At 35.4% G+C, this 21,985-nt stretch carries 21 protein-coding genes; 17 read left to right on the top strand and 4 right to left on the bottom strand.

The genetic code is table 11. From position 1 onward, the window contains the following. Positions 1-150 precede the first annotated feature (150 nt). From ACFSQS_RS03965 to ACFSQS_RS03920, 10 genes are all read left to right on the top strand, one after another. Positions 151-726 carry an RNA polymerase sigma factor gene (locus ACFSQS_RS03965; protein ID WP_388014430.1) on the top strand — a complete coding sequence of 192 codons (576 nt, stop codon included), beginning with the start codon at positions 151-153 and terminating at the stop codon, positions 724-726. Beyond that, positions 726-920, top strand: a complete 195-nt coding sequence (locus ACFSQS_RS03960; protein WP_388014428.1) for a hypothetical protein — start codon at positions 726-728, stop codon at positions 918-920. Before ACFSQS_RS03965 ends, ACFSQS_RS03960 begins: the two co-directional genes overlap by 1 nt. Before the next feature lie 2 nt (positions 921-922). Next, positions 923-1,750, top strand: coding sequence for a mechanosensitive ion channel family protein (locus ACFSQS_RS03955; RefSeq protein WP_388014426.1), 828 nt, complete (start codon positions 923-925; stop codon positions 1,748-1,750). Between the two features lie 184 nt (positions 1,751-1,934). Further along, a complete protein-coding gene (locus ACFSQS_RS03950) occupies positions 1,935-2,633 on the top strand; it encodes a serine hydrolase domain-containing protein (RefSeq protein ID WP_388014423.1) in 699 nt (232 codons plus the stop codon). Between the two features lie 100 nt (positions 2,634-2,733). Continuing rightward, on the top strand, positions 2,734-3,288 hold the full coding sequence (locus ACFSQS_RS03945; protein WP_388014420.1) for a hypothetical protein: 555 nt from the start codon (positions 2,734-2,736) through the stop codon (positions 3,286-3,288). 124 nt (positions 3,289-3,412) lie between these two features. Beyond that, complete coding sequence (locus ACFSQS_RS03940; protein WP_388014417.1) at positions 3,413-3,868, top strand: cold-shock protein; 456 nt, start codon at positions 3,413-3,415, stop codon at positions 3,866-3,868. Between the two features lie 39 nt (positions 3,869-3,907). After that, positions 3,908-4,816: an EamA family transporter gene (locus tag ACFSQS_RS03935; protein ID WP_388014414.1), complete on the top strand. Its 909-nt coding sequence runs from the start codon at positions 3,908-3,910 to the stop codon at positions 4,814-4,816. Positions 4,817-4,912: 96 nt separating this feature from the next. Next, positions 4,913-5,962, top strand: coding sequence for a glycosyltransferase family 9 protein (locus ACFSQS_RS03930; protein ID WP_388014411.1), 1,050 nt, complete (start codon positions 4,913-4,915; stop codon positions 5,960-5,962). A 93-nt stretch (positions 5,963-6,055) separates the two neighbouring features. Then, on the top strand, positions 6,056-6,598 hold the full coding sequence (locus tag ACFSQS_RS03925; protein ID WP_388014408.1) for a DUF4251 domain-containing protein: 543 nt from the start codon (positions 6,056-6,058) through the stop codon (positions 6,596-6,598). Positions 6,599-6,718: 120 nt separating this feature from the next. Beyond that, a complete protein-coding gene (locus ACFSQS_RS03920) occupies positions 6,719-7,345 on the top strand; it encodes a dioxygenase family protein (protein WP_388014405.1) in 627 nt (208 codons plus the stop codon). 190 nt (positions 7,346-7,535) lie between these two features. Here the strand turns inward: ACFSQS_RS03920 and ACFSQS_RS03915 are convergent, their stop codons facing one another. Together ACFSQS_RS03915 and fahA are read right to left on the bottom strand one after the other, a co-directional pair. Further along, on the bottom strand, positions 7,536-8,714 hold the full coding sequence (locus tag ACFSQS_RS03915) for a hypothetical protein (RefSeq protein WP_388014402.1): 1,179 nt from the start codon (positions 8,712-8,714) through the stop codon (positions 7,536-7,538). Positions 8,715-8,982: 268 nt separating this feature from the next. Next, positions 8,983-10,266: a fumarylacetoacetase gene (gene fahA, locus ACFSQS_RS03910; protein WP_388014399.1), complete on the bottom strand. Its 1,284-nt coding sequence runs from the start codon at positions 10,264-10,266 to the stop codon at positions 8,983-8,985. Positions 10,267-10,465: 199 nt separating this feature from the next. On the opposite strand from fahA, the gene glyA reads away from it, so the two are divergent. Further along, positions 10,466-11,737: a serine hydroxymethyltransferase gene (glyA, locus tag ACFSQS_RS03905; protein WP_388014396.1), complete on the top strand. Its 1,272-nt coding sequence runs from the start codon at positions 10,466-10,468 to the stop codon at positions 11,735-11,737. 221 nt (positions 11,738-11,958) lie between these two features. On the opposite strand, the gene ACFSQS_RS03900 is transcribed toward glyA, so the two are convergent. Beyond that, the gene (locus tag ACFSQS_RS03900) at positions 11,959-12,450 is read right to left on the bottom strand and encodes a hypothetical protein (protein WP_388014393.1); all 492 of its coding nucleotides are present in this window, start codon (positions 12,448-12,450) and stop codon (positions 11,959-11,961) included. Between the two features lie 233 nt (positions 12,451-12,683). Here ACFSQS_RS03900 and ACFSQS_RS03895 point away from each other — a divergent pair, with 233 nt between their 5' ends. From ACFSQS_RS03895 to ACFSQS_RS03880, 4 genes are all read left to right on the top strand, one after another. Beyond that, a complete protein-coding gene (locus ACFSQS_RS03895) occupies positions 12,684-15,605 on the top strand; it encodes an FAD-binding and (Fe-S)-binding domain-containing protein (protein WP_388014390.1) in 2,922 nt (973 codons plus the stop codon). A gap of 96 nt (positions 15,606-15,701) precedes the next feature. Continuing rightward, entirely contained in the window at positions 15,702-16,763 is a 1,062-nt protein-coding gene (gene aroC / locus ACFSQS_RS03890; RefSeq protein WP_388014387.1) for a chorismate synthase, read from the top strand. 422 nt (positions 16,764-17,185) lie between these two features. Then, positions 17,186-17,914 (top strand): phosphatase PAP2 family protein, encoded by a 729-nt coding sequence (locus ACFSQS_RS03885; protein WP_388014385.1) that lies wholly within the window; start codon positions 17,186-17,188, stop codon positions 17,912-17,914. 138 nt (positions 17,915-18,052) lie between these two features. After that, the gene (locus tag ACFSQS_RS03880; protein WP_388014383.1) at positions 18,053-19,501 is read left to right on the top strand and encodes a cation:dicarboxylate symporter family transporter; all 1,449 of its coding nucleotides are present in this window, start codon (positions 18,053-18,055) and stop codon (positions 19,499-19,501) included. Positions 19,502-19,558: 57 nt separating this feature from the next. On the opposite strand, the gene ACFSQS_RS03875 is transcribed toward ACFSQS_RS03880, so the two are convergent. After that, positions 19,559-20,194, bottom strand: a complete 636-nt coding sequence (locus ACFSQS_RS03875; protein ID WP_388014381.1) for an alpha/beta hydrolase — start codon at positions 20,192-20,194, stop codon at positions 19,559-19,561. A 51-nt stretch (positions 20,195-20,245) separates the two neighbouring features. On the opposite strand from ACFSQS_RS03875, the gene ACFSQS_RS03870 reads away from it, so the two are divergent. After that, on the top strand, positions 20,246-20,671 hold the full coding sequence (locus ACFSQS_RS03870) for a PaaI family thioesterase (protein ID WP_388014378.1): 426 nt from the start codon (positions 20,246-20,248) through the stop codon (positions 20,669-20,671). A gap of 3 nt (positions 20,672-20,674) precedes the next feature. Continuing rightward, the gene (locus ACFSQS_RS03865) at positions 20,675-21,829 is read left to right on the top strand and encodes a chorismate-binding protein (protein WP_388014375.1); all 1,155 of its coding nucleotides are present in this window, start codon (positions 20,675-20,677) and stop codon (positions 21,827-21,829) included. The last annotated feature ends 156 nt before the right edge of the window (positions 21,830-21,985 follow it).

The raw sequence follows: 21,985 nt of genomic DNA, 5'->3' as shown, positions 1-21,985 counted from the left end.
AAATTATGTAAAAAATATCTTATATAAAATATATTTCAACAATAAATTATGCGTTTTAAAGTTTAAAAAATAAATATGTAGTTTTTTTTGTGTTAAATGTGACTTATCAAGTAATATCGTGTCTAATAACTTAAGGAATCACTTTTAAAATTGAAAACCCTAGACCATATTAACAAGTTAACCGACGAAGATTTGGTAAAAGCCATTGTTAAAACCAACAACACATTGCTTTTCGAGATACTGTACGACAGGTATGCGACATTGGTATATAATAAGTGTTTTGGGTTTGCAAAAGATGCCGACGAAGCTAAAGATTTAACCCAAGATGTATTTTTAAAACTCTTTGTTAAGTTGGCTAGTTTTAAAGGGAAATCGAAATTTTCAACCTGGTTATATGCCTTTACTTATAACCACTGTGTAAATTATGTAACCAGAAACACCGCAAAAAAATTTGAAAAACAATCGGTAGATTATAAAGACATTGAAAACCTTTCTTATGCAGATGAAGACGATACCAGTTTTCTCAACATGAAAGTAGATAAATTAAAAACCGCCTTAGAGTTTATTTCACCAGAAGAGAAAATGATTTTACTGTTAAAGTACCAAGATTTTCTATCTATTAAAGAAATTGGAAGCGCCCTAGAAATTGGCGAAAGCGCGGTTAAAATGAGAATTAAGCGCGCCAAAGACAAACTAATAGCCGTTTATACCAACAACCTTAAATAATGGATAATCCATTTAAGCATATAAACCAGCCACTTAAAGAAGTTCCGCAAGAACTTAAAGCTAAGGTTATGAGCGATATTGCCACGGCTAAGTTGCTAATGGATTTAGCGAGCTTATTCTCTGTTGATATGGCTAAAATTGTGGAACAGACCATTAGAAAAAGAAAACACAACCCTAACCAATACAATAAGTAACCATGGAAAAAATAACAGCGTGGAATGAAGGTGTTATAAATTCATTATCGACAATCACAGAAGAAGTCGCCAAAGTTGTCCCCAATATTCTTGGTGCCATTGCCATTGTAATTATTGGTTGGTTAGTAACCAAACTTATAGTTGCTATAGTTAGAAAAGCATTAAAACTGGCCAAGGCCAATAAGTTAGACGATAAAATAAATGAAATTGAAATATTTGAAGGCAAAAAACTAAATTTCAACATCATTAAAATTGTTACCAAGTTTGTAAAATGGATTATGTACATAATGTTATTGATTATTGTTACAGACATCCTAAATCTTACTATGGTTTCAGAGGAAATCAAGAATTTCCTTGGGTACCTGCCCAAATTGTTTTCAGCTTTAATCATATTTACAATAGGTTTGTTATTGGCTAATTTCATTAAAAAAGCCATCAAATCGTTTTTTGAATCTATGGATTTATCGGGTTCAAAAATCATAAGTCAAATTGTATTTTTCTTATTGCTCACTTTCATTTCAATAACGGCTTTAAACCAAGCAGGTGTAGATACAGAGATTATTACAAGCAATATTACCATGATTCTGGCGGCCTTTTTGCTGGCCTTTGCCTTAGCCTTTGGCATTGGCGCCCAAAAAGTGGTGGGCGATTTGTTAAAGACCTTTTATGCCAGAAAAACTTACGAAATCGGACAAAAAATAGAATTTAATAATATTAAAGGCGAGGTGGAAACCGTTAACAATATTTCGGTAACCCTTAAAACTAAAGAAGGAAAACTAATAGTCCCTATTAAAGACATTGTAGAGAGCCAAGTTAAGGTACAGAGTTAATTTTAAGTTAGGGTTAAAATTTGGTTGGTTACCCTCTGTGTTTTAAGCAACTCTCTACATGTTACATCCCTTTTCATTAATTTGGAAAGGGATTTTTTTTGTGCAAATTCTACGTTTTTTATAAATGGTTATAAAAAAGCTAACTTCGCTTTTTATGTTTTACTAAAAACCACCACTTTTCTCCATGAAAAAACTACTTAATATTTTAGTTGTTTCCTTCTTTTTTGTGAGTTGTTTTAAATCTAAAAACGAAACGCAATCTGTTTCACCTAAAACACTTTTTGAAGTTCAAGATGATCAGGTTGGCATGTCCAAATTAAGATTGATTTATATTGACACGATGTTGAATGATGCAATTAAAGACAATATTATTCCTGGTGCAGTTGTATGGGTTTCAAGACGCGGAAAAATAGTATATCATAAAGCCTTTGGTATGGCTGATAATAGCTCAGAAAGGAAGTTGCAACAGTCCGACATTTTCAGAATCGCTTCACAATCAAAAGCAATCACATCAACAGCAGTAATGGTGCTTTGTGAAGAAGGCAAGTTTAATTTAGACGCCCCCATTTCTAAATATATTCCAACGTTTAAAGGCGAACAAATTTTAGGTTCGTTTAACGAAAACAATTCATCGTACACCACAAAACCATCTAAAAAACAAATCACGATTAGGCATTTGTTAACCCATACATCGGGTCTCGGTTATGGCTTGATTGATGGCGATTACCGATTCAACAAAATATACAATAAAGCAAACATTATTGATTTATTTACAACTGAAAATATTAGTATTGAAGATAACATTAAAAAGCTTGCTAAACTGGCATTGCACCATAAAACGGGAGAAAGGTTTACCTATGGCGAAGCACTCGATGTGCTATAAAAACAAACCCAACGCATTAAAGGCGATAATGCTTCTAATACATTCAGAAAACTTGTAATGCAATCTATAGTCGATTAGTTAAAAAATACAGTCCTTCAATATGTTATATATAATAAGTGGCGTATCAAGAGCAGGAAAGACAATAGTTGCTAAAAAACTAGCTTCACAAAAAGGCATATCTTATTTGTCTCTCGATTGGTTGGTAATGGGCTTTACTAACGGTATCCCGGAATACGGATTGCACCATATGCTATTGCCCGATGAAATCGCAAAAAAAATCTGGGGTTTTTTTAAAGCCATCGTTGAAAGTATGCTTTGGAACGATGTCGATTATATTATTGAAGGCGAAGCGATACTGCCCGAATTGATAATTGAATTATTCAATAAACATCCTAATAAATTAAAAATATGTTTTCTCGGTTTTGCTGATATTTCTGTTGATAAAAAAGTTGAAGAAATAAAAGAATTCAGTTGCGGAAAAAAAGATTGGTTAATTGATAAATCAGATAAATACATGAGAAACCATGTAAAAAACATGATGGCGCACAGTAAAACAATAAAGGCATCTTGTAACAAACATAATCTGCGTTATTTTGATGTGTCTAAAAACTTTGTTACAGCTATTAACAATGCAATGTGTTATTTAAAAACATAAAAAAATACCACGGCAACACTATATGCAGTATAATAAGTTATTAATACATTGATTATTATAGCATCATAAAAATAAGACGTATCTTTACACATTAATTTTTAAAATCGACAGGATAATTTAAACTATGGCAAAATCGCAAGTAACATTTAACAAAATTGAAAAAGAAAAAAAACGCTTAAAGAAAAGAGAAGAAAAGCAAAAAAAGAAAGACGCCCGTAAAGCCGAAAAAGAAGCTAGCGGAAGCAGCGGCATACAGTTTGCTTATGTTGATTTTAACGGTAATTTAACCGATACACCACCAGATCCAGCAATGCGCGAAAAGGTTGAGGCCGAAAGCATTGAATTGGGTATCCCAAAAAAAGAAGATAGAGTACAAGAGGAGCCAACGGCCAACGAAGGTAAGGTTTCGTTTTTCGATCACTCTAAAGGCTTTGGATTTATAATCGATAGCGTTAACCAAGAAAAATATTTTGTTCATATAAGCGGTTTAATTGATGAAATTACCGAAAACGACAAAGTTACCTACGAATTGGAGCGCGGACAAAAAGGCATGAACGCCGTTAGAGTCAAGAAAATCTAGTTCCCACTTTTTTTAATACATTTAAACTCACAGCACAATATGAGTTTACCCCGCAAAACCATTTTAATTGTATTGGCTTTTTTTGCCATATATGTTATTTGGGGCTCTACCTATTTGCTTAATAAAATTGCGGTGTCTCAATTACCGCCTTTTTTTTTGGCATCGGTTAGGTTTTTAATGGCCAGCGCAATTATTTTTTTAATAGCCAAAACGCTTAAAGTTAGCCTTTCAATATCCAAAAAACAATTAATAAATGCATCTATTGCCGGTTTTTTGTTTTTAACTTTGGGCAACGGGCTTGCTGTTTTGGCCTTAAAATACGTAGATAGTGGTTTTGCTGCTTTAGAGATTTCTGCACAACCCTTAGTAGTGCTTATAATGATGCGTATTTTCTATGGTAAGCGCATTGCACTTATGTCTTACATAGGCGTGGTATTGGGCTTTATAGGCATTTTTCTTTTGGTAAGCCAGAAGCAAATTATAAGTCAGGAAGGGCAGGTTTTGGGCATGGTTTTAATTTTTGCATGTATGTTAAGTTGGGCCTATGCCAGTATTTTTGTTGGTAAAGCAGATTTGCCCAAGAGCTCGTTTGTAAATACCGGCTATCAAATGCTAACGGGAGGTATAATGCTAGGGGTAATCAGTTTAATTTTAAACGAACCTTGGTCGCTACCCCACAATTGGCAAAACGATGTACAGTGGTCTATGCTTGGGCTAATACTATTTGGTAGCATTGTTGCGTTTACCGCTTTTAATTTTCTTTTAAAAGAAGTATCACCAGAAAAAGTGGCAACATCAACTTATGTAAACCCTATTATTGCTTTAATATTGGGATGGTGGGTTTTAAACGAACACATTACAACGCAATCTATATTTGCGGCAGTAATTTTACTAACCGGTGTGTACTTTATAAATACCAAGCGCAAGTTTAAACCACGACGCGTATAGTAGTGGGTTTCCTGTTGCATGAATTAAAACCAACAAGAACTTTTGGTTTGGCGAACTCTAAGCTTATTCGTAATTTTGCAGCCATAAAACAAACAAATGAAAGTACCAATTACTGTAAATGTATATCGAAGAAAGATAATGCATTTTATTACCAAAAACATTGGTAGTTCTCAAACCGAACCAGAATTTGATGCCAATACAAAGGTTGAAATAAAAAAAATTCTAATCATCAGGCCAAACCACAGATTGGGTAACCAGTTGCTTTTAACTCCAATTGTGCAAGAGGTTATTGATACTTTTCCCAATTGTGAAGTCGATTTGTTTGTAAAAGGCGGTGTGGCGTTTCCTGTTTTTCAGAATTATACAGAAATCAATAATATCTTTCAGCTACCAAAAAAGCCATTCAACCATTTGTTTAAATATGTTAAATGTTGGGTTTTAATCAAAAGAAAACGTTATGATTTGGTAATAAATGGCGATAAAAATTCATCTTCCGGTCGATTACTCACTCAAATTTCAAAAGCAAAATATAAAGTTTTTGGCGATGTAAATGAGACTATTAAGCTAAAGCACAACGATTACGAACATATTGCAAAATATCCTGTTTATAATTTAAGGCACTATTTAACTAAATTGGGCTTTGATGGAAATAGGAGTAAAGTGCCTACTTTAAATATCAAGTTAAGTGATTCTGAAATTAAAAACGGTAAAAATCTGCTAAACGATATTGTTAAAAATGATAAGCAAACCATTTGTATTTACACCAATGCCACAGGCAATAAATGTTATTCTGAAGAATGGTGGAACACGTTTTACAGCCGTTTAAAAAACGAGTTTGAAACCGATTTTAATATTATTGAAATGTTGCCCATTGAAAACATTTCGAAAATCAACTTTAAAGCAACACATTTTTACAGTAAAGATATTCGCGAAATGGGTGCTATTATAAACAACACCGCTATATTTATTGCTGCCGATAATGGCGTGATGCATTTGGCAAGCGCATCGGGAACGCCAACAATAGGTTTCTTTTCGGTAACCAACCAAAATATTTATGCGCCTTACGGAAATAGAAGTTTGGCTTTAAATACAAATACCACATCCATTGAAGATTGGGTTGCCGAAATTAAAAAGATTTTGAGCTAATTAGTTGCGTTTTTTTTAAATTTTTAACAATCTGTTATTACAACAATTTACTGATATTTTGTAACTTAGAAACACAGTTAAGATTGCTTAAAAATGAAACATTTGTCCATACTAACCCTAATTGTTGCGATTGCTTTTTTTTCGTGTAAATCGGCAAGTTCAAAAATAACCGATGAACAAATTGAAGCACTTGAAGTTTTGGTTGAAAATAGGAACTTCACTATTGAATCTACTTGGGCGCATCCGCAAACAACATTAGCTACGCAGCAGGTTTTTAATTCGGGGTTATTGCCAGCAGGATCTTCGTCTGGAGCTATAAATCTTATCGGGAACTCAAATTTTTTAACCATTTCTGGCGATAGTATAACATCGTATTTACCGTATTTTGGCGAACGCCAAATGCATGTGGGTTATGGCGGAAATAATGGTGCCATTCAGTTTAACGGTATTGTTGAAAACTATACTGTTACCGAAGGGAAACGTGATAGCTATACTATTTCATGCACTGCTAAAAGAAAAACAGAACGCTTTAAAGTTACCATCAAACTATTCCCTAATTTAAAAAGTTACATTACATTAACCAGTGCTTCAAGAAACTCCATTTCTTATTCAGGCGAAGTAAAATCTTCAGATTAGTTAACCTAATAACAAGTTTTGCATTTCATCTATTCGTCGTAAAATTTTATAGTTCAATCGATTTTTTTATTTATGGGCTTCATAATTAATTAATTTTGAAAGTATTATAAAAATTCACCCATGAAAAATCTATTAACCCTACTTAGTCTTTTAATAATTGTAAGCTTTTCAACTCCTGTAAACGCTCAAGAAACAAACGAAACTTCAAGCGATATTCCGCAGAATTATAAAAAGCGAAGCCCTATTTACGATTACACCGAAAAGCAATTGAATAGCGTTGATACCATTCCAGATTTTGCAGCAAGATCTAACAAGCTTAAAATTACTGGAACCATTTACGAAAACGATGGCGTTACACCTGCCAAAAACGTACTTTTATTTATACATCAGGCCGATGAAGATGGTAATTTTAAATTAAAAAGGCACAACAAAAAGCGCTATGTTAAGCATAGAGGTTGGATTAGGACAGATGCTAACGGGCGCTATACGTTTTATACCTTTGTACCTGGTAAATATATATATGGTAACGAGCTTGCGCAAATTCTTCCAATTGTTAAAGAACCTAACAAGCCGGAATACAAAATTGAATCGTTTATTTTTGATAACGATCCCTTGTTAACAAAATCTTGCAGATTAAAAATAGAGCAAACAAACCCAGGCAGAATTATCAAACTCGATAAAAAGGAAGGTTTATTTGTGGCCAATAGGGATATTGTTCTCGGTAAAGAAGCAATTGCGGAATACTAATTTGATCGCTTTTATTTCTATTAACCTTATTTGTAACAGTTTTTACTGTTTTAGCACAAAGTTGGGGCTGTCTTAAAAGTCTTTAGAATTTAATTTGTCTTGTTGAGTTTGTATAGACCAATCTTGATTACCAATTTTTAGCTAGCCCAAATAACATAGAATTCCACTTTTTAAACAGCCTCAATGTACTTTAATTTACACTATAGGAATTTATAATATCTTTTAGTTTAAGTTTTAAATCTTCACCGGTATAGTAAACCATTTGCTCGTTACTGGGGAAAGGTACAGCTTTGTTTCCCAGCAATATTCTATCGTTTTTAGTAAGCGCGCGTTTATCGCCTCTGGATTGTGCAAAGGAATGTTCGAAAATAAATTCGCTATCAATGGTAAAGGTGTCTAAAGGCAAATTTGAAGCCATATCAAAATACACCACATCGGCAATAACTTGCGAAGATTTTGTTTGTACGCTTTTAAGCAAACGGCATTTAACCCTAATAATTTTTTCTGTTTTTATATCGTTGCCCAAAGAGTCTTTTGCAACATTTCCTGCACTGTCGAGTTTGTATTTCCAACCATCTTTAACATCTTTTTCCTTTAAAAATTCGCGTTCTTTTATTCGCTCTGGCGATATATTAATGCGCTTTAAATTAAGGTGCATGGCATAATCGTAATTTAAACCTTTGATTTTGTTGGCATGATAAACACTCCAGAATTTATTTAATCCGTAAGTATCGAAATTCAACAAATCCTCTTCCAATCGCTTGGGTATTATTTGTTGCGTTTGGTTGTTAACGGATACTAAAATATAATTGGTGCCTCTTTGGTGCGCTTCTTTCATAAGCTCGCGCGTATTTTCGTAATTAGGATTAATCTTGTCTAAGTAATCAAGCGTGCTATAGGCTTCTCTTATGGCAAATTTGTCGTCCAATTCCAGCAAATCCAAGCCTTTTTCATATAAATAATCCGACAGTTTTTCGCGAGACTCAATAATAACATCGCTATAATTTTTAAACATAAATGGAATTTCTTTTCCATTTACACGCAATGGCAAAATGGGCTTAATGGCCTCTTGTCGTGCATTCAAATCTAAATAACGTTTGTAAATCTCACGATATAACTCTGGGTTTTTGTCTTTTTTAAGATGATTGATGGTATTTAAATCTCTAGCTTCAGCTTTATAATAAGCATCTTGAAGCATTAAAACCACATCGTGTTTACGTTTAGAGTCTTTATTAGTTCTCAGTTTTTTTAACGCTGTATTTATGGCTAAATCGTAATGGCCAGAGTTTACGGCCTTTTCAACTTCTTTTGTTCCGCTGCAGGCGATACATATTGAAAGCGTTACTAATAGGAGTAGTGTTTTTTTCATAGGTTAAAATTTAAGGGTATTGGGGTAGTATTTCAATAGTAATGCCAAAAATATAAAAAACTATTGTTTAGCAATAAATTAGAATAGTGTTTATGGCCGTAACTTTGTTTTTAGGCAAACCTTAAAGCGCTTGCTGCCATGTTTTTAAGGCATTACGGGACACAAGAATATAGTACCTAATGTGGGCGTTTTATAAAACAAAACTAATAAAGGCAAACCGTAGCAAGGGTTGCCTTTGTTTTAATTAATAAATTTAAACCTAATTACTTTATTTTTTGCCGTACACAGGAAGCAGTTTGGTAAATACTTCACCAAAGCCAATACGTGTGCCATCTTTTTCGCAATACCCACGCATAATAACGGTATCGTTATCGTTGATGAATTTACGATCAGATCCATCGTTCAATTTAACAGGTTTTTCACCACGCCACGATAATTCTAGCATTGAGCCATAAGAATCTGGTGAAGGACCAGAAATTGTACCGCTTCCCATCATGTCGCCAGAATTTACTGGGCAACCGTTAACCGTGTGATGCGCTAATTGTTGCGACATATTCCAGTACATATATTTAAAGTTCGATTTGCTAACAACGGTTTCTTTAGCACCGTTTGGCTGTATGGAAACTTCTAAATTAATATCGTAGCTCTTTTTGCCTTTGTATTGCAAATATTCTAATTGCGGTTTTAAGGGTTTTGGGCTCTCAACTCTATAGGGTTCTAAAGCATCTAAAGTAACTATCCAAGGAGAAATAGATGTAGCAAAACTCTTAGCTAAAAATGGGCCCAAGGGTACGTATTCCCATTTTTGAATATCGCGTGCGCTCCAATCGTTTAGCAGTACCAATCCAAAAATATATTCTTCGGCTTCTTCAATAGGTATAGGCTCACCCAAATCGTTGGCATCTGTAGTAATAAAAGCCATCTCTAATTCGAAATCCACTAATTTCGAAGGGCCAAAAACAGGTTGGGTAGCACCTTTTGGAAGGGTTTGCCCTTGGGGTCTGTGCACCGGAATTCCTGATGGGATGATAGATGAGCTTCTGCCATGGTAACCCACAGGTATGTGCAACCAATTTGGCAAAAGCGCATTATCGGGGTCTCTAAACATGGTACCTACATTTGTGGCGTGTTCGATGCTTGAATAAAAATCGGTGTAATCGCCAATTTGTACGGGTAGTTTCATTTCAATTTCATCTAAGCGAAAAAGTACTATTTCTTTATGCTTTACATTGTTTTTTAAGGTTGTATTGTTGGCATCAAAAATCTCAGCAATTCGGTTTCGTACCAAACGCCATGTTTTTCTACCATCGGCAATAAAATCGTTTAAAGTATCTTGTAGAAAAATATCATCGGTTAAAGGAATACCGTCAAAATACCCTAATTGATGCAAAGCGCCAAGGTCTATGGCCGTATCGCCAATGCGCGAGCCTATGGTAATGATATCATCGCGTGTTAAAAATACACCAAAAGGAATATTCTGAATGGGGAAATCTGAGTTTTTATCGACGTGTAACCACGAAGTCCTATCTGGATTATTAGCTGATAATGGCATAACTGTTTTTTTGATGGTTATTAAATTCATATCAAACCTACATAAATTTTTTATTTTTTTTGTTATAAATGATTAAAAATTGGGTTTACCACAATGGTTAACAAAACGGTTTAAAACTTAGTGTAATTATGTGTTTTTTAATGTTTTTTGAAAAATCTATTTGTTATTTTTGCCCCTTATTTAACTACAAATAGAATTTATGCAACGCGACGAACAGATTTTTGAACTTATTGAAGCCGAGAAACAACGCCAATTACATGGCATAGAACTTATTGCATCAGAAAATTTTGTAAGCAACCAAGTAATGGAGGCTGCAGGCTCTGTGCTAACCAACAAATATGCCGAAGGCTACCCAGGAAAGCGTTATTACGGGGGCTGCGAAGTGGTTGATGAAGTAGAGCAAATCGCCATAGATAGAGCTAAAGCTTTGTTTGGTGCTGCCTATGTAAACGTACAGCCGCATTCTGGTAGTCAAGCTAATACTGCTGTTTACCATGCCTGTTTAAAACCTGGAGATAAGATTTTAGGATTCGATTTGTCTCATGGAGGCCATTTAACCCACGGATCGCCAGTAAACTTCTCTGGTAAATTATACAACCCTGTATTTTACGGTGTAGAACAAGAAACCGGTATTTTAAATTACGATAAAATACAAGAGATAGCTACCAAAGAACAGCCAAAATTAATTATTGCAGGTGCTTCGGCATACTCGCGAGATTTGGATTTTAAGAGATTTAGAGTTATTGCCGATAGTGTTGGCGCGATATTAATGGCAGATATTTCGCATCCGGCTGGATTAATTGCCAAAGGTATTTTAAACGACCCGTTGCCACATTGCCATATAGTTACTACAACAACCCACAAAACCTTACGTGGCCCTAGAGGAGGTATGATTATGATGGGGCAAGATTTTGATAACCCTTTCGGGATTAAACTTAAAAACGGAAGCTTGCGTAAAATGTCGTCTTTATTGGATTCGGCCGTTTTCCCGGGTAACCAAGGTGGGCCATTAGAGCATATTATTGCCGCTAAAGCCATTGCTTTTGGCGAAGCCTTAAGCGACGATTTTTTACACTACCAGCTTCAAGTTAAAGCCAACGCCAATGCCATGGCAAATGCATTGGTTGCCAAGGGTTACAATATTATATCAAATGGAACAGATAACCATTCTATGCTTATAGATTTGCGCAATAAAAACATCTCTGGTAAAGCCGCAGAGCAAGCCTTGGTAAAAGCAGATATAACTGTAAATAAAAACATGGTGCCTTTTGATGATAAATCGCCCTTTGTAACCTCGGGTATCCGGATTGGCACATCGGCAATCACAACACGTGGTTTAAAAGAAAACGATATGCTTGCTATTGTAGATTTAATAGACGAAGTTATCAACAACCATGAGAACGAAACTGCTTTAAAAACCGTAAAAGGCAAAGTAAATGCCATGATGAAAGGGAAACCTTTGTTTGTTTAAGCAGATTTTGTTATGCTGAACTAGTTTTAGCATCACATCATCAATAGAATATACAATATAAACACGAAAATCCTTATACAGTCAGATAGCTAATGTGCTGCCAGAGGTTTTGTGATTTTGTTTTGCACATCACCGTTTTTTTAATTGCAATACAGAAATAAATTAGCCCACAAAAAAAGCGCCCAATTGGGCGCTTTTTAAATTTATATAAATTACTTTTTTTAGAATTGATAACGGATGCCCAAGGCAATATCGAAATCCAAATCATTGTTATTATAAATATCGTCTCCAAAACCAATTTCTGGTCTAAAATCCAACGACAGCAGCAGTGGTATATCAAAATTATACTCTATACCAATATCGCCTGCTACAAAAATAAAGGTGTCGGTTACGTCTTTGCCACCAGGTGCGTTAATGCTAAACGATCCTAAACCACCACCAGCACCAGCGTACCAATTAAAGCCACCATCTAAATTCCAAACCCATTGGTATAAACCAGCGAGCTTAAAACCGTCGTAGTTATTGCCGTCGCGCCAGCCCAAATCCAACTCTAAACGGTTGTTGGCGCCCAAGGCGTGCTGATACGAAATTTCGGCACCAAAGCCATCGCTATCGCCCAAACGTAAACCAATGGCATTGTTAGCAATATCTTGCGCACTTGCAGCAAATGTAAACCCTAATAGGGCAGCCGATAATAAAAATAATTTCTTCATAAGTTAAAGTTTTGTTTTATCTGTTAATATTTATTGTTTTAAAAAGGTCAGATTTAACATTCAAATAATTAAGACCATGTATTTTAGTTTTAGCTACGAATGTTTCATTAATAATATACGACCTACTTTATAAAATAGATTACTAAAATATTCTATTCATTTTAACAAAAATAACGCCAAAATTGTAATTATATTTAACTTCTTTTTAGATTTGATGCAAGAATTATAAAATCATGGGTTTAACACCACATTTACAGGCTTTAAGGGAAAACCTTTTGGGCGAACTTTTTTATGACGATTTAATAAAAGCCATATATGCCACCGATGCGTCTGTTTATAGAATGTTGCCCTTGGCCGTAGCGTATCCAATAAACAACGCCGATATCAAGGAGCTTATTAAGTTTGCAAAAACGCATAACACTTCGCTAATTCCTAGAACCGCTGGTACATCGCTTGCCGGACAATGTGTTGGTAAAGGTATTGTGGTAGATGTATCGAAACATTTTACAAACATTTTAAATATTGATGAAAAAGCGCAAACCGTAACTCTACAACCTGGTGTGGTGCGCGACCAGTTAAATAATTACTTAAAGCCCTTTGGCTTGTTTTTTGGCCCCAATACATCAACCTCTAACCGCTGTATGATTGGTGGTATGGTTGGCAATAACTCGTCGGGTACAACCTCTATTCAATACGGTGTTACGCGCGATAAAGTATTAGAATTACATGCTGTTTTAAGCGATGGAAGCGAGGTTGTTTTTGGTGAAATATCTTCAGATGATTTTAAGAAGAAAACAAGCGAACCCTCTTTAGAAGGCCATATTTATAAAACGATTTATAATGAATTAGAATCTGAAACGGTTCAAAATAACATTAAAGAAAATTTTCCAAAACCAGAAATACATCGAAGAAACACAGGTTACGCCATTGATGAGTTATTGAAAACCAATATTTTTTCTGATTCTAAAGAGAATTTCAATATGTGCAAACTCCTTTCGGGCAGCGAGGGCACACTGGCGTTTACAACCCAAATTACTTTAAAGTTAGATGTCTTGCCGCCACAAGAAAGTATTATGGTTGCAGCACATTTTAACAGCATCGAAAACTGTTTAAACGCAGTAGAATTGGTTATGCAGCACAATTTGTACACCTGCGAAATGATGGATAAAACCATTTTAGATTGTACAAAACACAATAAAACCCAACGAGAAAATAGGCAGTTTATAGAAGGCGACCCCAAAGCGATTTTAATGTGCGAAGTTAAAGCTTCCAGGTTAGATGAGGTGAAAATTTTGGCAGATATTTTAGTTTCTTCAATTAAAAAATCTGGTTTAAGTTACGCGTATCCGAAGCTTTTAGGAAAAGACATTGAGAAAGCAAACAATTTAAGAAGTGCTGGTTTAGGATTGTTGGGAAACATTATTGGCGACAAAAAATCGGCAGCCTGTATTGAAGATACCGCTGTGGCATTGCCAGATTTGTCTGATTACATTTCTGAGTTTACTCAATTGATGAAAGATTACAAACAAGATGCCATTTACTATGCACATGCTGGTGCTGGCGAGTTGCATTTGCGCCCCATTTTAAATTTAAAAAAGAAAGAAGATGTTGTTTTATTTAGAAAAATAACCACCGATGTGGCGCATTTAGTGAAAAAATACAAAGGCTCGATGAGTGGCGAGCACGGTGATGGTATTGTGAGAGCTGAGTTTATTCCTTTAATGATTGGTAACGAAAATTATGAAATTTTAAAACGTACAAAAACGGCTTTTGATGCCCATAATATTTTCAATCCCGGAAAAATTGTGGATGCTTTCCCAATGGATGAATCGCTGCGTTACGTCTCCAATAGAGAAGAGCCAAAGATTCAAACGCTTTTAGATTTCTCGAAATCCCAAGGTATTCTTCGCGAAGCAGAAAAATGTAATGGCTCTGGCGATTGTAGAAAACTTCCAGAATTTGGCGGAACGATGTGCCCGAGTTACAGAGCCACTAGAAACGAAAAAGATACCACCAGAGCGCGTGCCAATGCACTGCGCGAGTTTTTAACGAATTCTGAAAAGGAAAATAAATTCAATCATAAAGAATTAAAAGACGTTTTTAATCTTTGCTTAAGCTGTAAAGCCTGTGCCAGCGAATGCCCAAGTAGTGTAGATGTGGCGAGTTTAAAAGCTGAGTTTTTGTATCAATATCAAAAAGAAAATGGCGTATCGCTGCGTACCAAATTGTTTGCTTATAATAATACATTAAATGATTTTGGAAGTCGAATTCCGAAGCTTACAAATTTTGTGTTTTCAAACGGATTTACAGCATCATTATTAAAAAAAAGTTTCGGAATCGCTAAGGAAAGAAGCTTGCCTTTAATTTCAAATAAAAGTTTAAATAATCAATTTCAAAAAATTGAAAGTAAAGTAGTTAAAGAAAAAATTATTAAAACTGTTTATTTTTTTAATGATGAATTTACCAATCATTTAGACACTAAAATTGGCATTGATACCATTCAGCTTTTAAAGGCTTTAAATTACGAAGTTAAATTGATTAATCATGCAGAGTCTGGTCGTTCATTTTTATCAAAAGGCTTATTAAAACAGGCTAAAAATTTTGCCAATGTAAATGTTGGAATCTTTAAAGGTAAAATTTCAGAAAACACACCGCTTATCGGTGTTGAACCTTCAGCGATTTTCACTTTCAAAGACGAATATTTAAAATTAGCAGACGATAAAACTTCCGCGGAAGCGATAGCAAAACACACCTTTTTAATTGAAGAATTTATTCAAAAAGAAATAGCATTGGGAAACATCAGTTCTAATCAATTCACTTTAGAAGAAAAAACCATAAAATTCCATGGGCATTGCCACCAGAAAGCCATGAGCAATCAACTGTCGAGTTTTTCGGTTTTAAGTTTACCCAAAAATTACAAAGTTACTATTATTCCTAGCGGTTGTTGCGGAATGGCAGGCAGTTTTGGCTACGAAAAAGAGCATTACAAAGTGAGTATGCAAGTTGGCGAGCAAACGTTATTTCCAGCGGTAAGAAAAGCTCCAGAAACTACAATTATTTCGGCAAATGGTACGAGTTGCAGGCATCAGATAAAAGATGGCACACAAAGAGAGGCTAAACACCCAATTACTATTTTGAAGGAAGCGCTGGTTTAGTTGGCAGTATTCAGTCATCAATCTCATTTACAACAAAACACAACTTCAATTTCCATATGTCTCAGAATAGATTTATTTTAGCATCAAAATTTTACTATGGCAGGAAACTCTTTCGGAAAACTATTCAACTTAACAACTTACGGCGAATCTCACGGGCCTGCTTTAGGCGGTGTAATAGATGGTTGTCCGTCTGGTATTCAACTCGACTTGGATGCTATTCAAGATGAGCTTAACAGACGCAAACCTGGGCAATCGGCCATTGTTACCCAACGTAAAGAACCCGATACGGTAAAATTTCATTCCGGTATTTTCGAAGGAAAAACCACGGGGACTTCCATTGGTTTTGTTATAGAGAATACCAATCAAAAATCGCACGATTATACACATATAAAAGACAGTTATCGTCCAAGTCATGCCGATTATGTGTACGACAAAAAATATGGTTTTAGAGACTATCGCGGTGGCGGGCGCAGTTCGGCACGCGAAACCGCATGTCGTGTTGTTGCCGGTGCCATAGCAAAACAAATGTTAAAAGGAATCGAAATAACTGCTTATGTTTCGGGTGTTGGAAATGTAAAACTTGATAAGCCATATACCGAATTAGATTTAACAAAAGCAGAATCAAATAATGTGCGTTGCCCCGACGAAGCCATGGCTTCAAAAATGGAAACCTACATTAAAGAGGTGCGTAGCAAAGGCGATACCGTTGGTGGTATAGTAAGCTGTGTTATCAAGAATGTGCCCGTTGGTTTGGGCGAACCCGTGTTCGATAAATTACATGCAGAATTGGGTAAAGCCATGCTCTCCATAAACGCTGTAAAGGGCTTTGAGTATGGTAGCGGATTTCACGGTAGTACCATGTACGGCAGCGACCACAACGATGCATTTAATACCGATGGTAGTACAAAAACCAATTTTTCTGGCGGCATTCAAGGCGGTATAAGCAACGGTATGGATATTTATTTTAACGTCGCTTTTAAACCTGTGGCCACACTTATCCAAGAATACGAAACCATAGACAAAGAAGGTAAAGTGGTAAAAATGCACGGAAAAGGGCGACACGATCCTTGTGTGGTGCCTAGAGCGGTGCCTATTGTAGAGGCCATGGCGGCTTTGGTTATTGCCGATTTTTATTTAATAAATAAAATGTACAATTAGAATAGTTTTTTGAAGTTATTTCCCGCTTGCAATTTATCCTGAGCACACCCGAAGGGCTATGTCTTTCTTGTACTGAACTTGTTTCAGAACCTTATTAAACATGTTATAAATAGTATAAATCTCTATTTTTATTAAACAAATCGTTTAACTGAAAAAAAGATGCCGCATCAATCGGGGTTAAGCAATCTGCTATGGTTTATTTACGCCTAAAGGTTTGTTATGCCTTGAGGAACTATTGAGGCATCACATCATTTAATTATTTAATTTCTTATAAAATAAATTCTGATCGCAGTCTTAGGGCTCTATTCTTTTATAACTACATTATTGCGAGGGCAAAGTACGTGGCAATCCATTAATTAAAAATGATATTGATGCCTTTTAGGTAGTCCGCAAAATTTACTGCCTTAAATTTTTTTAAAAATATGTTTAAAATATTAATAGCTATAATAAAAAAAACAAGCAAAATCTTAATACATAATTTTGGCAAATACAATGTTACCTTGCCACATGTAATTGCTCTGTTACTCACTTTGGTTTTTGTGGTTGTGGGCATCAGTTTATTTATTGAACTTACCGAAACACTTACCACAGACGTACTTGTTGCATACGATGCTAGAGTTACCGATTATATTATTTCGTTTCGGTCGTCAGCCTTAACAAATTATTTTGTGTTTGTAACCCATGTGGGAGATGTTTACGGCTATTTAACCGTGCTTGCTATTAGCTTTTTTCTGTCTATAGTTATTTTTAAACGAAAAAAATATGTGCTGCAAATTTTGGTGGTATTGCTTTTATCGGCGCTTTCAAACTTGGTATTAAAACGTATTGTAAATAGGGCAAGACCAAGTACAGAACACCTGGTTCCGGTAGAAACACTAAGCTACCCCAGTGGTCATGCCATGAGCGCCATGGCTTTTTATGGTTTTTTAATCTATCTGTCTTATAAGTTTAAAATGAATAGGTTTAAAAAAATTGCCGCAATTTTTATTTCAACCTTGTTGATTTTAAGCATCGGGATAAGCCGTATTTACCTTGGTGTACATTTTCCTTCGGATATATTGGGCGGATTTATTGCTGGTGCCATTTGGGTAGTGTTTTGTATTGTACTGTTTAATATGATTGAAGTTTTTAGGCGCAACCCTAAAACATAATCCTGCCATAAAAGCAGTTTATTTGGCAAAAATTGAAAGCCAACCATAGTAGCTACACACAAAAAATACTTATATTGTTAGCCATTTTAAATTACGAATCTAAAAAAATCTCTTGCTAAAAAGAGGCTGGAAAAACTTATGAAGAAACTCGCATTGCACTGGAAAATTATTATAGGCATGGTTTTAGGAATCGTTTTCGGATTTATTTTATTATCAACCAGTTGGGGAAGGGAGCAAGTTGTAACCGCTACTATTCCGGCTCACGAAAAAATTATTGAATCGATTGTAAATGGCGAAGTTATTCAAAGCGTAGAAATTGTAGAGGCCCAACAGGTAAAAGAGTTAAAAGCAAAGCATTTTATAAGCCGTTGGGTGGCACCATTTGGCACCATTTTTATCAACCTTTTAAAATTAATTGCCGTACCACTTATTTTGGCATCGTTAATAAAGGGGATTTCAGATCTTAAGGACATTTCTAAAATAAAATCTATGGGCTTGCGTACCATTTCAATATATATCGGTACAACAGTAATCGCCATAATTATTGGTTTAAGCATAGTTAACGTGGTTAAGCCAGGTATTGGAATGCCAGAGGAGACCATTGAAAAAATTAAGCTTAAATACGAAAACGACGAAGGCGTTGTAGATAAGTTAACCAAAGCCTCTGAACAAAAAGACGCAGGACCATTGCGCGCTTTGGTCGATATTTTTCCAAGTAATGTTTTTGAGTCTTTTGTAGAAGCCTCGATGCTGCAGGTTATCTTTTTTGCCCTTTTTGTTGGTATTAGTTTGTTGCTTATTGGCGAAAAAAAAGCCAAACCACTAGTCGATTTTTTTGATTCGCTTAACGAGGTTGTTATGAAAATGGTCGATTTAATTATGCTGTTCGCTCCCTATGCTGTTTTTGCGTTATTGGCGAATGTTATAGTGGCTTTTGATGATACCGAGATTTTGGTGAAACTTTTATATTATGCTTTTTGTGTTGTTGGTGGTTTAATTTTAATGATTGGGTTCTACCTTTTATTGATTAGTGTATATACAAAAAAATCGCCATTGTGGTTTTTAAAACAGATAAGTCCAGCGCAATTACTGGCGTTTTCAACCAGTAGTAGTGCCGCCACATTACCCGTAACCATGGAACGTGTTGAAGAACATTTGGGCGTGGACAAAGAAGTCTCTGGTTTTGTTTTGCCCGTAGGTGCTACTGTAAATATGGATGGCACAAGTTTGTATCAAGGCATTGCAGCCGTATTTATTATGCAGGTTATTTGGCCAGAAGGCTTAACCTTTACCAATCAATTGGTTATTGTTGTTACAGCATTATTGGCCTCTATTGGTAGTGCCGCTGTACCTAGCGCTGGTATGGTAATGTTGGTTATTGTATTGGAATCTATTGGGTTTCCTGCGGAATTACTACCTATTGGTTTAGCGCTTATTTTTGCTGTTGATAGACCTTTGGATATGTGCAGAACCGTGGTAAACGTAACTGGCGATGCTACCGTTTCTATGATGGTAGCCAAGTCTTTAAACAAATTGCACGACCCCAAACCAAAAGAATGGGACGACCATTATGATGAGGTAAAATAGATTAGTCAATAAAACTTGACTAAAAATAGCTTACTGCCCTATATTGCCATGCTACTATTAAACCAAATTATTAATCAATGCTACATTAACCTCATGTTTGCCATCAAACAGCATAACATTCAAATTATCTTTAAATAAAAGTTGAGCTTTTTGGGTTTCAGATTGTAAGCGATTTTCAGTTAAAAACTCATCGTTTTTTCCGCAAATCAAATTTACCTTAGCCTTTAAAAACACAAAGTCTTCAGCATGTAATTCTTTAGGAATACCGCCAGAATGCAATACCAATTGCGCACATTGTAATTGCCGTTTTGCCACATAACGTGCAGCAACGCTAACCCCTTGCGAATACCCAAATACTATTAAATTAACATCGTTAGGAATGTTTTCAGCTTCAAAAATAGCATCAAAATATTGCATTGCGTTTTTGGTTTCCATTGCAGTATTTTCTTTGGTTAGCCAACTTGCGCCAACATGTTTAAACTCAGATTTTAAATAATATTTACTCGCTGCTTGTGGTGCAATAATATAATTTTCATCAGCATTTAATCCTTTAAAATAGCGTAAAAAATACCGACTTAAATACCCCATGCCATGGCAAACAAACCAAACGTTTTTGGTCGATTTTGTAAGCGTGTTTAAGGTAGAATAAGAGTTGGTTGCGGTGTATGATATTTCTTTTTCTTCTGATTTCATTTACACTTATGTTTTGTATTTTTGTTTGCGATTTTAAAAATACACTATTCTATGCAATTATCTAAAGAAGCCGTTTTAGAAAAGGCCAATAAAGCTTGTAAAAACACATTAATGGAAACCTTAAATATTGAGGTTGTAGATTTTGGAGCCGATTTTTTAGTTGCAAAAATGCCGGTTAATTCCAGGGTGCATCAACCCGATGGTTTGCTACATGGCGGTGCAACAGCTGCTTTGGCGGAAAGTGTTGGAAGTTTTGTATCGCATATTTTTATTGATACCGATAAATTTTTTGTTCGTGGTTTGGAAATTACGGCAAATCACCTAAAAAGTGTACGCGATGGTTTTGTTTATGCCAAAGCCACTTTTTTACACAAGGGCAGAACCACGCAATTACTGGATATAAGGGTGACCGATGATGCCGATAATTTAATTTCTATTTGCAAACTTTCAACCATTTCGTTACCCAAAAATAAATAGTTAATGACTTTGGAAGATTTTTTTAATCGAATTGAAACGCAGTATAGCAACCAATTGCCTTTTGTGGTTTACAGAAAACCCAATGAAGATACCGTAAAAGCGATACTTCAACAAACAAGTAATTTATTTTTTACCCAAGATTTTACCGATAAAGGATTTGTGTTTTCGCCTTTTAATGCTGCAGAAGATTCGGTTTTAATACCCATTGAAAATTCGGAAGTAATTTCTATTTCTCAACAATTTGTCATTTCGGAGTTTATGCAGAGCGCAGTCGAAGTAAAGGCAGGAAACCACTCAGATAGTAGTTTTGCTCAAATTGAGAATGAATCAAAAAACCATCACATCAACCTCATAAAAAAAGGCATCAAAGCCATTGCCGAAAACGCTCTTGAGAAAGTGGTTTTATCGAGGCAGGAAACGGTTGGCCTTTCGGCGGAAACCAATCCCATTTCAATTTTTAAAAAACTTTTAAACACGTACAAATCGGCATTTGCATATTGTTGGTATCATCCCAAAGTAGGATTGTGGTTGGGTGCAACACCAGAAACATTAATTAAAATAGAAGGAAAACAACTCTCGATTATGGCATTGGCCGGCACGCAAGATTATAAAGGCACTTTGGATGTAGTTTGGAAAGCCAAAGAAAAAGACGAACAACAAATTGTTACTTATTTTATTACCGAAAGTTTAAAACCTTTAATTGAACACATAAAAATAGCTGAAACCGAAACCGTAAAAGCGGGTAATTTACTGCATTTAAAAACCATGATTTCGGCAAGATTGCAAGCCCATGCAAAATTAAAGGACATTGTTTCGGTATTGCATCCAACACCGGCAGTTTGCGGATTTCCGAAACTTGATGCCAAACAATTCATTCTAAAAAACGAAAATTATAATCGCGAATTTTACACGGGTTTTCTGGGAGAATTAAATTTTGATTCCACAAAAGCACCGCGTTCTGGGAAACGAAATATTGAAAACAGGGCTTATGCCATAAACAAAAAAAGCACGCAATTGTATGTTAATTTGCGTTGTATGCAATTAAAAGATAGCAAAGCCCTAATTTACGTTGGCGGCGGTATTACCGAAAGTTCAATTCCGGAAAGCGAATGGGACGAAACGGTGTCTAAATCGCAAACTATTAAACGTGTTTTGTAAATTAGACCTGTGTTAGGTTTTTAAAAACCTAACACAGGTCTCGCTTTCTAATAGCCTATTTAAAGTGATTGTTTATGATGAGATTCCTTGTTAGATACCAATAAATATTCGAGAATTTATAACGCAAATTTTCACTTAGGTTTTGTACTTTTGAAA

Origin of the sequence: Gelatiniphilus marinus (assembly GCF_042684345.1) — a bacterium.
Lineage (GTDB): Bacteria > Bacteroidota > Bacteroidia > Flavobacteriales > Flavobacteriaceae > Gelatiniphilus > Gelatiniphilus marinus.
This window is presented reverse-complemented; position numbering and strand designations above follow the sequence as displayed.

Coding starts and splice junctions, on each gene's coding strand:
- ACFSQS_RS03960 (WP_388014428.1), top strand. CDS start 726: ATGGATAATCCATTTAAGCATATAAACCAGCCACTTAAAGAAGTTCCG.
- ACFSQS_RS03955 (WP_388014426.1), top strand. CDS start 923: ATGGAAAAAATAACAGCGTGGAATGAAGGTGTTATAAATTCATTATCG.
- ACFSQS_RS03950 (WP_388014423.1), top strand. CDS start 1,935: ATGAAAAAACTACTTAATATTTTAGTTGTTTCCTTCTTTTTTGTGAGT.
- ACFSQS_RS03945 (WP_388014420.1), top strand. CDS start 2,734: ATGTTATATATAATAAGTGGCGTATCAAGAGCAGGAAAGACAATAGTT.
- ACFSQS_RS03940 (WP_388014417.1), top strand. CDS start 3,413: ATGGCAAAATCGCAAGTAACATTTAACAAAATTGAAAAAGAAAAAAAA.
- ACFSQS_RS03935 (WP_388014414.1), top strand. CDS start 3,908: ATGAGTTTACCCCGCAAAACCATTTTAATTGTATTGGCTTTTTTTGCC.
- ACFSQS_RS03930 (WP_388014411.1), top strand. CDS start 4,913: ATGAAAGTACCAATTACTGTAAATGTATATCGAAGAAAGATAATGCAT.
- ACFSQS_RS03925 (WP_388014408.1), top strand. CDS start 6,056: ATGAAACATTTGTCCATACTAACCCTAATTGTTGCGATTGCTTTTTTT.
- ACFSQS_RS03920 (WP_388014405.1), top strand. CDS start 6,719: ATGAAAAATCTATTAACCCTACTTAGTCTTTTAATAATTGTAAGCTTT.
- ACFSQS_RS03915 (WP_388014402.1), bottom strand. CDS start 8,714: ATGAAAAAAACACTACTCCTATTAGTAACGCTTTCAATATGTATCGCC.
- fahA (WP_388014399.1), bottom strand. CDS start 10,266: ATGCCATTATCAGCTAATAATCCAGATAGGACTTCGTGGTTACACGTC.
- glyA (WP_388014396.1), top strand. CDS start 10,466: ATGCAACGCGACGAACAGATTTTTGAACTTATTGAAGCCGAGAAACAA.
- ACFSQS_RS03900 (WP_388014393.1), bottom strand. CDS start 12,450: ATGAAGAAATTATTTTTATTATCGGCTGCCCTATTAGGGTTTACATTT.
- ACFSQS_RS03895 (WP_388014390.1), top strand. CDS start 12,684: ATGGGTTTAACACCACATTTACAGGCTTTAAGGGAAAACCTTTTGGGC.
- aroC (WP_388014387.1), top strand. CDS start 15,702: ATGGCAGGAAACTCTTTCGGAAAACTATTCAACTTAACAACTTACGGC.
- ACFSQS_RS03885 (WP_388014385.1), top strand. CDS start 17,186: ATGTTTAAAATATTAATAGCTATAATAAAAAAAACAAGCAAAATCTTA.
- ACFSQS_RS03880 (WP_388014383.1), top strand. CDS start 18,053: ATGAAGAAACTCGCATTGCACTGGAAAATTATTATAGGCATGGTTTTA.
- ACFSQS_RS03875 (WP_388014381.1), bottom strand. CDS start 20,194: ATGAAATCAGAAGAAAAAGAAATATCATACACCGCAACCAACTCTTAT.
- ACFSQS_RS03870 (WP_388014378.1), top strand. CDS start 20,246: ATGCAATTATCTAAAGAAGCCGTTTTAGAAAAGGCCAATAAAGCTTGT.
- ACFSQS_RS03865 (WP_388014375.1), top strand. CDS start 20,675: ATGACTTTGGAAGATTTTTTTAATCGAATTGAAACGCAGTATAGCAAC.